The 13,372-nt window shown below is 65.5% G+C and carries 13 protein-coding genes, 2 tRNA genes and 1 other annotated feature; of the genes, 7 read left to right on the top strand and 8 right to left on the bottom strand.

Features of this window, described 5'->3' with window-relative positions; translation table 11 throughout:
* Positions 1–14 precede the first annotated feature (14 nt).
* From TEF_17540 to TEF_17530, 3 genes are all read right to left on the bottom strand, one after another.
* The gene (locus TEF_17540) at positions 15–536 is read right to left on the bottom strand and encodes a hypothetical protein (GenBank protein ANK83574.1); all 522 of its coding nucleotides are present in this window, start codon (positions 534–536) and stop codon (positions 15–17) included.
* Between the two features lie 16 nt (positions 537–552).
* Positions 553–1,182, bottom strand: coding sequence for a hypothetical protein (locus TEF_17535; GenBank protein ANK82394.1), 630 nt, complete (start codon positions 1,180–1,182; stop codon positions 553–555).
* Positions 1,183–1,354: 172 nt separating this feature from the next.
* Entirely contained in the window at positions 1,355–2,809 is a 1,455-nt protein-coding gene (locus tag TEF_17530) for a hypothetical protein (protein ANK82393.1), read from the bottom strand.
* A gap of 90 nt (positions 2,810–2,899) precedes the next feature.
* Here TEF_17530 and TEF_17525 point away from each other — a divergent pair, with 90 nt between their 5' ends.
* Both TEF_17525 and TEF_17520 read left to right on the top strand, forming a co-directional pair.
* Entirely contained in the window at positions 2,900–3,241 is a 342-nt protein-coding gene (locus TEF_17525; protein ANK82392.1) for a hypothetical protein, read from the top strand.
* Between the two features lie 5 nt (positions 3,242–3,246).
* Positions 3,247–3,897: an HAD family hydrolase gene (locus tag TEF_17520; GenBank protein ID ANK82391.1), complete on the top strand. Its 651-nt coding sequence runs from the start codon at positions 3,247–3,249 to the stop codon at positions 3,895–3,897.
* 142 nt (positions 3,898–4,039) lie between these two features.
* Here the strand turns inward: TEF_17520 and TEF_17515 are convergent, their stop codons facing one another.
* The 3 genes from TEF_17515 to TEF_17505 form a co-directional block, all read right to left on the bottom strand.
* Positions 4,040–4,975 (bottom strand): ABC transporter ATP-binding protein, encoded by a 936-nt coding sequence (locus tag TEF_17515; protein ID ANK82390.1) that lies wholly within the window; start codon positions 4,973–4,975, stop codon positions 4,040–4,042.
* Complete coding sequence (locus TEF_17510) at positions 4,972–5,745, bottom strand: ABC transporter permease (protein ID ANK82389.1); 774 nt, start codon at positions 5,743–5,745, stop codon at positions 4,972–4,974. Before TEF_17510 ends, TEF_17515 begins: the two co-directional genes overlap by 4 nt.
* Positions 5,742–6,494, bottom strand: a complete 753-nt coding sequence (locus tag TEF_17505) for a hypothetical protein (protein ANK82388.1) — start codon at positions 6,492–6,494, stop codon at positions 5,742–5,744. Before TEF_17505 ends, TEF_17510 begins: the two co-directional genes overlap by 4 nt.
* Positions 6,491–6,620: a binding site (TPP riboswitch), on the bottom strand. It overlaps the preceding gene by 4 nt.
* A gap of 57 nt (positions 6,621–6,677) precedes the next feature.
* On the opposite strand from TEF_17505, the gene TEF_17500 reads away from it, so the two are divergent.
* From TEF_17500 to TEF_17485, 4 genes are all read left to right on the top strand, one after another.
* On the top strand, positions 6,678–7,772 hold the full coding sequence (locus TEF_17500; GenBank protein ID ANK82387.1) for an acetoin utilization protein: 1,095 nt from the start codon (positions 6,678–6,680) through the stop codon (positions 7,770–7,772).
* Positions 7,765–8,208: a hypothetical protein gene (locus TEF_17495; GenBank protein ID ANK82386.1), complete on the top strand. Its 444-nt coding sequence runs from the start codon at positions 7,765–7,767 to the stop codon at positions 8,206–8,208. The genes TEF_17500 and TEF_17495 overlap by 8 nt, the downstream gene beginning before the upstream one ends.
* 53 nt (positions 8,209–8,261) lie before the next feature.
* A tRNA-Pro gene (locus TEF_17490) sits at positions 8,262–8,338 on the top strand.
* Between the two features lie 24 nt (positions 8,339–8,362).
* Positions 8,363–8,656: a hypothetical protein gene (locus TEF_17485; protein ANK83573.1), complete on the top strand. Its 294-nt coding sequence runs from the start codon at positions 8,363–8,365 to the stop codon at positions 8,654–8,656.
* Between the two features lie 278 nt (positions 8,657–8,934).
* On the opposite strand, the gene TEF_17480 is transcribed toward TEF_17485, so the two are convergent.
* Together TEF_17480 and TEF_17475 are read right to left on the bottom strand one after the other, a co-directional pair.
* Positions 8,935–10,116 carry a hypothetical protein gene (locus TEF_17480; protein ID ANK82385.1) on the bottom strand — a complete coding sequence of 394 codons (1,182 nt, stop codon included), beginning with the start codon at positions 10,114–10,116 and terminating at the stop codon, positions 8,935–8,937.
* Complete coding sequence (locus TEF_17475; protein ID ANK82384.1) at positions 10,113–10,910, bottom strand: proline hydroxylase; 798 nt, start codon at positions 10,908–10,910, stop codon at positions 10,113–10,115. The genes TEF_17480 and TEF_17475 overlap by 4 nt, the downstream gene beginning before the upstream one ends.
* A 330-nt stretch (positions 10,911–11,240) precedes the next feature.
* Between TEF_17475 and TEF_17470 the strand changes: the two genes are divergently transcribed.
* Positions 11,241–11,317: transfer RNA gene (locus TEF_17470), tRNA-Arg, on the top strand.
* The last annotated feature ends 2,055 nt before the right edge of the window (positions 11,318–13,372 follow it).

Below are 13,372 nucleotides of genomic sequence, written 5' to 3'. Positions count from 1 at the left end.
GGATCGGCCGCCGGTCAGGCGGCGTCCTCGTCCTCCACCTCGACGGCCTCCCGGTCGGAAGCGCGGCGGCGGGGCGCGTCCTCCGGCGGATTCCTGCGGCGGCGGCGGTCGGGTCCGAAATAGTCCTCGGTCTTCACGAAGGGACGGGCGCGTTCGATCACCGCGCTCAGCCGGTCGGCCAGGATCGCGACGGAGACCGGTTTGGCGACATACTCGTTGATGCCGGCCTCGCGGGCGGCGACGACGTTCTTCTGTTCGCTGTGCGCCGAAACCATGATGATGGGCAGGTAGGGGTTGGGCGAGTCGCCTGCGGTGCGCAGGAACCTGGCCAGGCTGATGCCGTCCATGCCCTCCATCCTGTGATCCAGCAGCAGGATGTCGGGCAGGGCGCCGCGCATGTCGGCCAGCGCCTGCTCCGCGGTTTCCGCCTCGAAGATGTCGCGCACGCCCATGCTGCGGAGCATGCGGCTCAGCATGGTCCGCGTGGGCTTGTTGTCGTCGACGATCAGCATCGACAGGTTGGAGAGGTCGAGCATGCCGCGTCTGGCCATCTCAGCCTCCCGCCGTCCGGATCATGGAATCGTCGTCGTCGGGCCGGTCGGCCGCCAACATTTCCGCTTCGATCTGGTCTGTGGCCAGGCTGTCCAGCCGATCCACGGCGCGCCGGCGTTCGCCGGTGTCGGCCAGGCTTTCCATGGCCAGGATGCCGATGCCGCCGGTGGGTACAATGCCGCCGCCCTCGCGGCGGTCGGGTCCGAAATAGTCCTTGGTACGCACGAAATTCTTCGGATTCAGGATGAGGTCGGCCAGGCGCGTCGAGACGACCTTGGCGGACACGGGTTTGACGACGATATCGTTCACGCCGGCGTTGGTGGCGTTGATGATGGTGTGCTTGTCGGCGTAGCCGGTGATCATCAGGATCGGCACGAACGGGTTCGGGCTGTCCTCGCTGACCCGGACCAGGCGGGTGAATTCGGTGCCGGTGATCGGCGCCATCTGGTGGTCGACGATGACGATGTCGTAGCGGGTCTTGTGGAGCAGCTGGAAACCGCTCGCTCCGTCCTCGGCCTGGACGATCTCGCGCACGCCGATCGACCGCAGGATCTGCGTCAGCAGCGATCTCATGTGACGATTGTCGTCAATGAGCATGATCTTCAGCATGCTGAGGTCGAGAAATTTCACGTCCGCTCCTGCCGCTGGCGCGGTATCCGCACGATCTGCCCTGGCCGGCGCGCGCTTTGCCACGCCCCGACCATCCGCAATCTAGCGGTAAAGACTTGATGAACCGTAAATCATGGGCAGGGAGGCGGCACGGTCGCGCCGCCTTGACCGCCGCCGCCCGGGATGGCGGTTCTCACGCGAACATCGGCGGCCGCCGGAAGCCGCCCAGAGCCGCCTCCAGATGGCGGGCCACGTCCAGCGCCGTGCGGTCCTCCAGGAAGTTGGCGACGATCTGGACGCCGACGGGCAGACCCTCGCTTGTCATCCCGATCGGCACCACCGCAGCCGGCAGGTAGGCGCCGCAGGTCATGCCGCACCAGACGATCATGTCCGTGTAGTCGCGGGACTTGCCGTTGATGGTCACCTTGCGGCCCTGGAAGTCCTTCGAATGGTCGTGGGGGATCGCCGAGCGCGGCATCACCGGACAGAGCAGCACGTCGTGCTCGCCGAAGAACTGCCGCCAGACCTCCCGCAGCCGGGCGCGGCGCTCGTTCAGCGCGATCCAGGCGGCGTGGTCCATCACCGCGGCGCGCGCGAAGATGCCGGCGTGAGAGTTGTCGTCCGCATCGGGCGGGCTGTCGCGCAGCCGGCGGCGCAGCCCTTCCGGCAGACCCGCGCCCAGTTCGCCCGCCAGCAGCGAGTAGTAGATCTCGTGGCTCTCCGCCATATCGATATCCGGCCGTGCGTCGCGGGCGACCGTGGCGCCAGCGCTGGCCAGGGCGTCGCCGGCCTGTTCGATCAGGGCCGCGATCTCCCGGTCGACCTCGCAGAAGGCATCGTCCGACCAGACGGCGACGCGATAGTCCGCGACGCGCTCCCGCCGCGGTTTCGCCAGGTCGAGCTTCCAGCCGGGCGCGTCGAACTCGTCAGCGCCGGCCAGCACGTCAAGCGCCAGCTCCAGGTCCTCGACATTGCGCGCCAGGGGGCCGGCCACGCCGATGTCCGCGCCGCTCAGATTGCCGGGCGGGCCGGGGATGTGGCCGCGGATCGGGACGATACCAAAGCTGGGCTTCAGGCCCGTGACCCCGCAGAAATGGGCCGGATTGCGGATCGAACCGCCGATGTCGGAGCCGAGTTCCAGTGCGGTGAACCCGGATGCCAGCGACGCCGCCGACCCGCCCGACGATCCGCCCGGCGCGCGGCCCAGGTCCCAGGGATTGTTGGTCGTGCCGTAGACGTCGTTGTAGCTCTGCAGGTCGCCCGCCCAGATCGGCGTGTTGGTCTTGCCGTAGACGATGGCGCCGGCCTCGATCAGCCGCTCCACCGAGGTGGCGTGACGTGCCGGCACATGGTCCTTCAGTTCCGGCGCGCCGGCGGTGCAGGGCATGCCGACGACCTCGAAGGTATCCTTGATCGTGATGGGCAGGCCGTGCAGCGGTCCCCAGCTCTCGCCGCGCGCGGTGGCCGCGTCCGCGGCTTCCGCCCTTGCCCGCGCCGCCTCGATATCGGTGGCGACGACGGCGTTGATCGTCCCGTTATGGGCCTCGACGCGCCCCAGATAGTGGTCCAGCAGTTCGCCCGAACCGAATTCTTTGGCACGCATGGCCTCGACAAGCTGCTTCGCGCCCCGGTATTCGATATCCGCCATGATCGTCGCCCTCCCCAGAACCGTCCGGCTTCATCCGTTGCCCGGAAGCATGCCGCCGCGTGGCGTGTCTGTCCATCGCAGGCGGATTCGATGACGCCGCGCCTGCGCGCCGACATCTGGGTCTCGGCCTACATGAAGACAGTGCGTCTGCATGGCGGGTTCGCCTATCTCGTCCAGCGGGGTCATGAGGAGGCGGGCAGCGTGCTGCTCAAGATCGAGCGGCCCGAAGGCGGCCGCATGGTGCTTTCGCCCGGCTATATGGACGGGGAGCGGATCTGGATGAAATCCACCGGTCCGGAGGCGGTATCCGACGCGGATGCGGAAAGCTATATTCGCCGCCGCCTGGCGACGGACCCGGACCTCTGGGTCGTCGAGGTGGAGGATCAGCAGGGCCGGCATTTCCTCGCCGAGCCCGTCGAAGGGGAGGACTGAGGCGTATGGGCATCGAGGCGGTGATCTGGGATTTCGGGGGCGTGTTCACCACCAGCCCCTTCGACCGGTTCGCGACGTTCGAGACGGAGCGCGGCCTGCCGAAGGATTTCATCCGCACGATCAACGCCACGAATCCCGATGCCAACGCCTGGGCGCGCTTCGAGCGCTCCGAAATCTCCCTGGACGAGTTCGACGAGGCCTTTCTGGCCGAAGCCGCCGCCGCCGGTCACGAGGTCCGCGGCAAGGAAATCGTCGCGCTGCTTTCCGGCACGGTGCGCCCGGAGATGGTCCGCGCCCTGGATCGCATCCTGGCGCACGGCATCCGCTGTGCCTGCATCACCAACAATGTCCGCGCCGGTCAGGGCCCCGGCATTTCGGCCGACGAGGAAACCGCGGCGGCGGTAGCCGATGTCATGTCCCGTTTCGAGCTGATCGTGGAAAGCTCCAAGGTCGGCGTGCGCAAGCCGGACCCGAAGATCTACCAGCATGCCCTGGGCGAGCTGGGCGTGGCGGCCGAAGCGGCCGTCTATCTCGACGATCTCGGCGTCAACCTGAAACCGGCGCGCCAGCTCGGCATGCAGACGATCAAGGTCGCCGGCCCGGAGCAGGCCCTGGGCGAGCTGGAAGCGATCGTGGGTATTGATCTGAGAGCGTAGCTTGCCCGGTGCCGAGTCCTGCGCGGCGCATGAGCGGCGGCGCGGGACCCACGCCTGAGCCCATCCGGCCGCGCCGCGTCTGCGCCAGGGCTCAGGCATGGACCCCGGATCGGGCCTTGCGGCCCGTCCTGGGCGCGGGAGGCTACCGCAGCTCCACCGCATAGGCCTCGGCCGGTTTCGCTTCCCCGATCAGGCCCTGGTGCTTCAGGAACTTCGCGAACTCGTCGTAGCGGCGGCGGTCCAGCGCCCGCGGACGCAGCGCGAAGCGGGGCAGCGTGTCGGCCCAGGCGCGGCGGTTGAGTTCGTCGTCCAGGTCCGGGTTCTGCTGCAGGAACAGCGCCCAGGCTTCCTCCGGTTCGTTGACCATGTACTGGACCGCGGCCTCGATGGCCTCGAGGAACGCCAGATAGCGCGGGTCGTCCAGCGTCGCCTCGTGGGCCACCAGGATCAGCTCGTCATAGGCCGGTACGCCTTCGGCCTCGACATAGAAGGCGCGGCCGGGGCGGCCGACGATGTCCATCTGGTTGAGCTCGAAATTGCGGAAGGCGCCGATCACCGCGTCGACCTGGCCGGAGATCAGCGAGGGCGAGAGCGAGAAGTTCACGTTCACCAGCTTGATGTCGTCCATCGTCAGGCCGTGGCGCGTGAGCATGGCCGAGAGCATCGCGTCCTCGAAGCCGCCCACGGAGAAGCCGACCTTGCGCCCCTTGAGATCCGCGATAGACCGGATGGGCCCGTCGGCCAGCACCACCAGCGCGTTGAGCGGGGTCGCCACCAGCGTGCCGATGCGCCTCAGCGGCAGGCCCTGGTCGACCTGCAGGTGCAGCTGCGGCTGATAGGAGATGGCGATTTCCGCCTGCTTCGCGGCCACCAGCTTGGGCGGGTCGTTGGGATCCGCGGGGGCGATGAACTCGACCTCGAGGCCGCGCTTCTCGAACTCGCCCAGCGCCTGCGCCACGTAGAGCGGGCCGTGATCGGGATTGACGAACCAGTCCAGCAGCACGGTCATTTTCTGGGCGCTGGCCGCCCCGGTCGAGAGTGCCAGGGCGGCGCAGGCGGCGAGGATCAGGCGTTTCATCGTTTCGGTTCTCCTTGATCGGAAGCGAAGCTGTCGGGCTGCCAGGGCAGGGCGAGGCGCAGCAGGCGGTCGACCGCGAGCCAGAGCAGCACGGCGAAGAGCGCGAGCACGAACAACGCGGCAAACATCAGGTCGATCTGCATCCGCGCATTGGCGTGCAGCATCAGGTAACCGAGGCCGGCGCTGGAGCCGACCCATTCGCCGACCACCGCGCCGATGGGCGCAACGCCGGCCGCCACCCTGAGGCCGGAGCCGAGCGCCGGCAGCGCGGCCGGGATGCGGATGCGCCAGATCAGCGCCAGCCGGCCTGCGTCCATGGTCCGCGCCAGTTCGATCCAGCCGGGATCCGTACGGCGCAGGCCGTCCAGGAATGCGGTGGTGACGGGAAAGAAGATGATCAGCGTGGCCATGGCGACCTTCGACCAGATGCCGTAGCCGAGCCAGAGCACCAGCAGCGGCGCCAGGGCGAAGACCGGCAACGCCTGGGAGGCGATCAGCACCGGCAGACCGAAGCGGCGCGCCAGCGGCAGGCTGTGCACCAGCAATGCCGAGGCGCAGCCGATCGCCGTGCCCAGCAAGAGGCCGAGTACGATCTCCAGCGCCGTCGTGCCGAGATGCTCCAGGATCAGGGCGTGGCGGGCGAGCAGGGTCTCCATCACGCGCAGCGGTCCCGGCAACAGGAAGGGCTCGATGCCCGACAGATCGACATAGAGCGCCCAGGCCGCGACCAGCACGGCAAGGGTCAGCAGGGCGCTGGCCAGAGGCTTCATGCCGCCCGCTCCACGCCCAGCGCCTCGACGATTTGCCGCCACAGCGTCTGCGCCTCGACGCTGTCGGGCGCGCGGGGTTTGCCGCTTTCGGGGCGGATATCCAGAACAGGCCGCGCGGGCGCGCCGGCGAGGACGATGATCCGGTCCGCCAGGCGGATGGCCTCGAACGGCTCGTGAGTCACCATCACGACGGTGCGGCCGGCGAGAAGCCGCAGTCCCAGGTCCTGCAGCCGCAGCCGGGTCAGGGCGTCGACGGCCGAATAGGGTTCGTCCACCAGGACGACCGGCCGGTCCTCCATCAGGGTGCGGGCCAGCGCCGCCCGCTGGCGCATGCCGCCCGAGAGCTGCGCCGGCCGCTTCGCCGCCGCGTCGGCCAGGCCGACGGTCGCCAGCATCTCGCCGATGCGCTCGGGGTCGGGTTGTGTGCCGCGCAGCCGGTGGCCCAGGGCGACATTCCCGGCCACCGTGAGCCAGGGCAGCAGCAGGTCCGACTGGGCCATGAAGGCGATCCGTCCGGCCAGCGGCTGGCCGTCATGGGCCAGGATCGCGCCCGGGCCGTCGAGCAGGCCGGCGATGCGGCGCAGCAGGGTCGACTTGCCGACGCCGCTCATACCCAGCAGCACGGTCGTCTCGGCGCCCGCCAGGTCGAGATCCAGCCTGTCGAGTATGGGGCGGCCGCCATAGGCGACGCCTACATCGCGTATCGCCAGCCCGGGCGCGGCGCCCCGGGGCGTGTGGCCAGAGGCCATCGGAACCTTTCCTTCCCTACGCCGGCATGGACGGCATGGCCGTCTGTCCGGATCAGGTTCAAGGGGTCGTTCCGTCGCGTTCTCGGAACCTCTCAGCCGCGCCCTTGCGGCTCCCCCGGATTGCGCCATCATAGGAAAGATGCGATCGAAGTCGAGCCGGTTTCAGTTTCGTCACGGGGCAGCATGAGGGCGCGCACCTACTTCATCGGCAGCGAGATCTACCGCGCCTCGCGCTACGGCCGGCGCCACCCGCTCGCCATCCCGCGCGTCTCCACGGTGATGGACCTGGCGCGGGCGCTGCACTGGCTGCCCGAGGACGCTTATCTCGACAGCCCGACCGCCACGGTCGATGAACTCTGCCGCTTTCACGATCCGGCCTATGTCGCCGCGGTGCAGCGCGCCGAGCGCGAACAGCGCGCTGACGCGGAGCTGCGCGAGCGCTACAATATCGGCCGGCTGGAGAACCCGGTCTTCGGCGAGGTCTTCCGCCGGCCGGCCACCGCCGCCGGGGCGAGCCTGCTGGCCGCGGAGCTGATCGCGGGCGACCGCGCCGACCGGATATACACCCCGGCCGGCGGCACCCATCACGGGCGTCCCGACCGGGCGTCGGGCTTCTGCTTCTTCAACGATCCGGTGCTGTGCATCCTCAGGCTGAAGGACCGGGGCGTGAAGCGCATCGCCTATGTTGATCTCGACGCCCATCACTGCGACGGAGTCGAGGATGCGCTGCACGCCGATCCGTCGGTGCTGACGGTCTCCCTGCACGAGCACGGGCGCTGGCCGCATGACGCCGCGACCGAGCAGCGCCACGACGCGACCACGGTCAATCTTGCTTTGCCCAGGGGCGCCGGCGACGCCGCGTTCCGCGCCGCTTTCGAAACCGGCGCCCTGCCCCGCGTGCGGGCGTTCGATCCGCAGGTGGTGATCGTCCAGGCAGGCGCCGACGCCCTGGCCGACGATCCGCTGAGCCGCCTGGAGCTCTCCAACCGGGCCTTGTGGCGTGCGGTCCGGCAACTGGACCGTGCCGCGGAAAAGATGATCGTGCTGGGCGGCGGGGGTTACAATCCCTGGTCCGTGGCCCGCTGCTGGACGGGCATCTGGGGCGTGATCGCCGGCTATGCCCGGCCGAGCCGCCTGCCCGAAGGTGCAGAAGCCGTGCTTCGCGGACTGAGCTGGCGGCGCGCCGCCGGGCGCAATCCGCCGGAGCACTGGTTCACGACGCTGGCCGATCCGCTGCCCGCCGACGGCCCCCGACCGAAGGAGACCGCCCTTGCGTAGATTTCTGGCCGTGCTGTTCGTCGTGTTCGCCTTCGGGGCGGCGGCCGACGAGTACCGATCGCCGCTCATCGTGCAGACCGTCAGCGGCGACCGGCACCTGATGGTGGAGGTTGCCGACAGCGCCCGCGAACGCAGCCGCGGGCTGATGTTCCGTCCGATGCTGGAAGACGCGCATGGCATGCTGTTCGACTTCGGCAAGCCGCAGCGTGTCAGCTTCTGGATGAAGAACACGCTGATCCCCCTGGACCTGATCTTCATCGACGAAAGCGGGGAGATCACCCATATCCATCCTCAGGCGCGGCCGCACGACGAAACCGCGATCCCGTCGAAGGGCGAGATCCTGGCTGTGCTGGAGATCAATGGCGGCCTCGCCCGTCAGCTCGAGATCCAGGTCGGAGACACGGTGCGTCACGAGGTCTTCGGCAATCTCGACTGACCGTGGCGCTTGCGCCGTCCCGGGGGCTCGGCTATCTGGAAGCTGTCTGTGTCCGGGGCGTAGCGCAGTCTGGTAGCGCACCGGTTTTGGGTACCGGAGGTCGTTGGTTCGAATCCAATCGCCCCGACCAGGCGGGCATTCGAAGGGCATGACGATGAGCGCACGCATTTTCAAACCGACCAAGACCGCGATGCAGTCCGGCCGGGCCAACACGAAGAACTGGCGGCTGGAGTTCCGGGCCGACACCGCCCGCCATCCCGACCCGCTGATGGGCTGGACGTCGCTCGCCGATACCCAGAGCCAGGTGCGCCTGGACTTCGAGACCAGGGAAGAGGCGGTCGCCTACGCCGAAAAGCACGGCATCGACGCCCAGGTCTTCGAGCCGCGCGAGCGCAAGATGAAGCTCCGCGCCTACGCCGACAACTTCGCCTACAAGCGAGTTCTCTAGATCGTTCCGATGTTTGATTGAACCGCCACTCACTCAGCGTGTCACCCCCGCCTCTGTGCGGGGGTCCGGAGCGGCTTCGCCGCAAGTCGTGATCTCGGGCCGGATGCCCGCACAAGGCGGGCATGACGCTGTTCGGAGGCGGGCATGACACCGAAGCTTCACTGGCGATTCAATCTTACCGAGGACTGCTCCAGGAAGCGGAACGGGCGCGCGGGGGTTGGCATGGCCGGCCCGCGCGCCTGCTGAACCGGGCAAGGACGCCGTTGCGATGCCGGCCCTCAGGCCGCCGTCAGCAACGCCTCGGAGAGCCGTTCCGCCAGCGCCAGCAGCATGGCGTCGCCGTCGCGCGGGCCGATGAGCGAGAGCCCGACCGGCGCGCCGCCCGACAGCCCCGCCGGGATCGTCACCTGCGGCAGCCCGGCATGGCCGGCGAGCGCGGTCAGGGCGATGATGCGGTAGCGGAAGTCGTCCAGCAGCGCCGGGTCCCAGCCGCGCACCGGCGCCGGGCCCGGCGCAGTCGGCGCCAGCAGCACCCCGTCGCGGCCCAGCAGGTCCGTCATGGTCCGCCGCACACGGTCGCGCACCGGCCGGACCCCGGCGACCTCCGCTTCGGTGATGCTCTCCGCCATCCGGAAGCGGTCGCGTACGCCGGGGCCGAATTCGGGCTGCGTGGCCGTGACCCAGTCGCCGTGGACGCGCCAGATCTCCGCCGCCTGCAGGATGCGGAAGGCCTCCTTCCAGCTTTCCGGGTCGAAGCCCGTGTCGGCCTTGGCCGGGACCACGCCGGTGCCGCCCAGCATGCCGGCCGCGGCCTCCAGCGCCGCCGCGGTCTCGTCGTCGCACAGCCGGAACAGCGCCGGGTCGATCAGCCAGCGTGGCTGCGGCGCATCGGGGGTCTTCTGGTCCAGCAGCACCCGGCCGACCCGCGCCAGCATCGCCGCGTCGCGCGCGAACCAGCCGCAGGTGTCGTAGCTCGGCGCCAGCGGCATGCAGCCGGCCAGGCTGATCCGCCCGTGGGTGGTGCGGATGCCGAACAGCCCGCAATAGGCCGCCGGCACGCGCACCGAGCCGCCGGTGTCGGAGCCGATGGCGAAATCCGCCAGCCCCGCCGCCGTCACCGAGGCCGAGCCCGACGACGAGCCGCCGGGAATCCGCGCCGGCGCGGCAGGGTTGGCGGGTGTGCCGTAGTGATGGTTCTCGCCGTTCAGGCTGTAGGCCAGCTCGTCGGTGTGGGTGACTCCGGCCAGCGCCGCGCCCGCGTCCAGCAGCGCCTGCAGCACCGGCGCGTCGGCCGCTGCCGGTTCGTGCGTCCGCGCCCAGTCGGGGTTGCCGCAGCCGGCGGTCCGGCCCCGGATGTCGTAGAGATCCTTCAGCCCGAAGCTCAGGCCGTTCAGCGGCCCCGCGCCCGTCGCCGGCCGTTCCAGCCGCTCGATGAAGCCCTCGACCGGCCCGGCGTTCACTCGGCCGCCACCGTGGCACCCGGGAGTTTCAGCAGGCAGTCGTCGTCGGCCGTCTCGATCGCCGTAAAGTCGCGGTGCGCGATCCATTCCGGCCGCTTGAATTCGCGGATGTGATTGTCGACGTGGCAGAGCGAGAGATAGACGATCGTCCGCCCCCACGGCCCGATGTTCGGGCTGCTGGCGTGGACGATGTTGGAATGGAACATCAGCACCGAGCCCGCCTTCCCCTTGGCGGAGAAGATACCGCGTTCCCTGGCCAGCCGGGTGATGGTCGCCTTGTCCAGGGTCCACAGCGGGTAGGACGTCGTCTTCAGGTCATGGCCGGCCTCCAGCACGCCTTCCCTGTGGCTGCCCGGAATGATCCAGAGCGGGCCGTTGAACTCGGTCACGTCGTCCAGGAACAGCGCGATGTTCATGGCGCGCGGCTCGGGCATGCCGTCGTCGCGCGCCCAGGTGCCATAGTCCTGGTGCCACTGCCAGACGTCGCCGTCGAAGGCCGCCTTGGCGTTGATCTTGTACTGGTGGATGTAGACGTCGCCGCCGAGCAGCTGGCGGACCGGCTCGACCAGCCGCGGATGGCGGCCGATCAGGTCGAAGGGCTCGGAATAGCGGTGCGCGGCGAAGGCGGTGCGCACGGCGCCGGTGCTCTCGCGCCAGACCTCCTCGCGCTCCAGCCCGTAGATGCGCGGCAGGTCGGCGGTGACGGCGTCCATCTCGTCCTGGCCGAAGACGTCCGGCAGCATCACATAGCCCAGCTCGTCGAATTGCCTCAGCTGTTCGTCGGTGAGTTTCATCGCGCGCCTCCCCGGTGACGGATGTTGCCCCGACTATAGCAGGCTGCGGGAGGTGGGGGGAGGGCGTACCGGTTGGCGCGCGAGGGACCCTCGGGTGGTTGCCCGAGGGCAGTTCGCATGGTCGGCTCGCGCCTTTCTGAGTGCCACCCTCCTTGACGCGCCCCGGGGCTCGACCCCGGGGCCCAGTCCGACAGCGCCTCCGTTGTGGGTCCCGGGATCAAGTCCCGGGACGGGCCGGGAACCCGGGGCTGGACCTCGGCGCGCCTGCGCCCGGGCGCGTCGATTTCCCCCGCGCGGGGGCGGCCGTGAATCGCTATAGTCCGGCCCGGAGCGCCCTTAGCTCAGCTGGATAGAGCACGAGCCTTCTAAGCTTGGGGTCGCAGGTTCGAGTCCTGCAGGGCGCACCATTTACCCCACCAGAACAGAAGAGGCGTTCCAGCTGGTTCTAACTGTTCTTGTGGGTTGCACACGCAACCTTGCCTTCCGGCGAGGATGGGGGTAGCAAGCGCAAGGAGGCTCCGAACGAGGGACCCCGCATAGCGGGGAGACGTTCGGATTCCTTGCGCACGCGAGGGGCGAAGCCCCTTAATACATTTTGGCGAAAAAAGTACTGAGGTCGCTCACTTAATTATCTGAAAATTCGCGATCTATCATTTCCAGTTCGATAGCCAACATCTCGCAAATATGATCGAAATGTTTTGCAAAACTACTAAAAGACGATATTGCCTCTTTAGCGATGCGTTCACTTTCTCGACCGCTTGCATGCCCCTTTATTTTTGTACGGATTGATTGAATTGTTCTTAGTCCGGTAAGCTGAACAATTTCACTTGAATCAAGACGGCTATTTAAATACTTCTCTAGCAATACAATACTCATTTCCTTGTTGTCATAATCAATAGACAAATCATCTAGTTTTTTCCGAATAAATTTAATGATGAATCCTTCAGTCACAAGCTTTGATAAGTCCATCATTGCATCTCCCCACTCGTCCTTACTCGATGTGAGGGGAGGGTTTGCTCTATCTAAAAGAGTCTTGTCACGAAGTCTCCACCATTCTGTACGTCTATCTTTCCAGCGCCGCAGTATAGACAGCACAGCTTCCCTTGGAGGGGTGTAGGTAACGAATTGGCCTTTAAAATCATTTGTGAATGCACGCTCTGATATGCTTTCTTTTGGAGCCTCATTGTAAACGAGCCAATGGAGCTGTTCTGAATATGGCAGCTTCTGAAGATCACAAATATATGCGTGTACCTGTCCTGCTTTATTTACGTCATATCCCCTAAGATGCCACGATGATCGACAGCGTATATCGCGCTCACCCAACGTATATTTTTCCCGATCCGTTTTATACTTTGAAAGTACTTCTGGTCGAAAGAAGGCTGGTGATAGTTCAAATGGGAGATTATTTTCCTTTGCCACAAAATAATTTGTTGTAGCCATTGGGTTTGTAGAAATTCTAGTAACTCGGCCATTGCGCCAGTCTTCCGCGATAAACTCAACATAATTCTCATTGCTCTCTCGCACGCCACTATTTTTAAATTCTAGCATAATTTCTTCAGCGGCACGCCGAATCTTGATGATTTGAACACCTCTCGTATACGTACTATTACCCGAGATTTTTTGACGGTACAGAAAATCATTTGACTCGCGAATAATTTGCTCCGGGCCGTCGGGCCAGCCTGAGAACGACTTTCTATTTAGTAGAGTAAAATCAAACATTCTCACTAGGCTGCAGTCTGCTATTGCTAGATACATTTCTAATGTCTTCCATTCAAAAGAAACAAGTGAGACATCATTATCGTCTCGTACAGAGATCGATACGACGTGTTGAATGTCACCGTTTTCATCAAACCTGCAATAAGCTTTGTATTCTGGGCGCCAGTGAATTCCCGCTAGATGGGAATATTCTTGGCTGACTTCAAAATAGTCGCGGTCACTGCCGGTCCAACCTTCAAATGTACGTCCAAAAATAAGGTCCCTGCCTTCATTAAGCGCTTTTGAACCACGAGTAGTCTCCTCGCGTTCAATCCAAACGTCCTCGCGACCACCGCCATAAACATAGCTAGCGATACTAGTGTATGGATTACAGCTCCAACTAAGGAGGTCTTCCAGGGGGTCCGAGACCAACTGTTTATTGGGAACAACAATAGAATATACGAATGAATAAGGACCAGATCCGTAGATCACAATTTCGTCTGAAGTTGCGTTATTCTGAAGAAATTGTAGGTGCTGACCAGCTTGAACCCACGTACTTAGAGTTCCTGGCTCCGACGGGAGATCATCAAGCTGCTCTATTTGCTTAATTAGTTTGGTGTGAGTGTAGCTTGGCATAAATTTGGTTCTCTAGGTTTGACAGATGCGGATTCTACCATTTTTGAAGGAACCTGTCGTGGTTTGTTCACGGTATTGATGATTTGTGGAGAAACGCTGGCGGCATTCAATCGGCGGAGGGTTGGCCAGGG

Source organism: Rhizobiales bacterium NRL2 (assembly GCA_001664005.1).
Classification (GTDB): domain Bacteria; phylum Pseudomonadota; class Alphaproteobacteria; order Minwuiales; family Minwuiaceae; genus Minwuia.
Note: the sequence above shows the minus strand (reverse complement) of the source record. Positions and strands in the feature narration are given on the sequence as shown.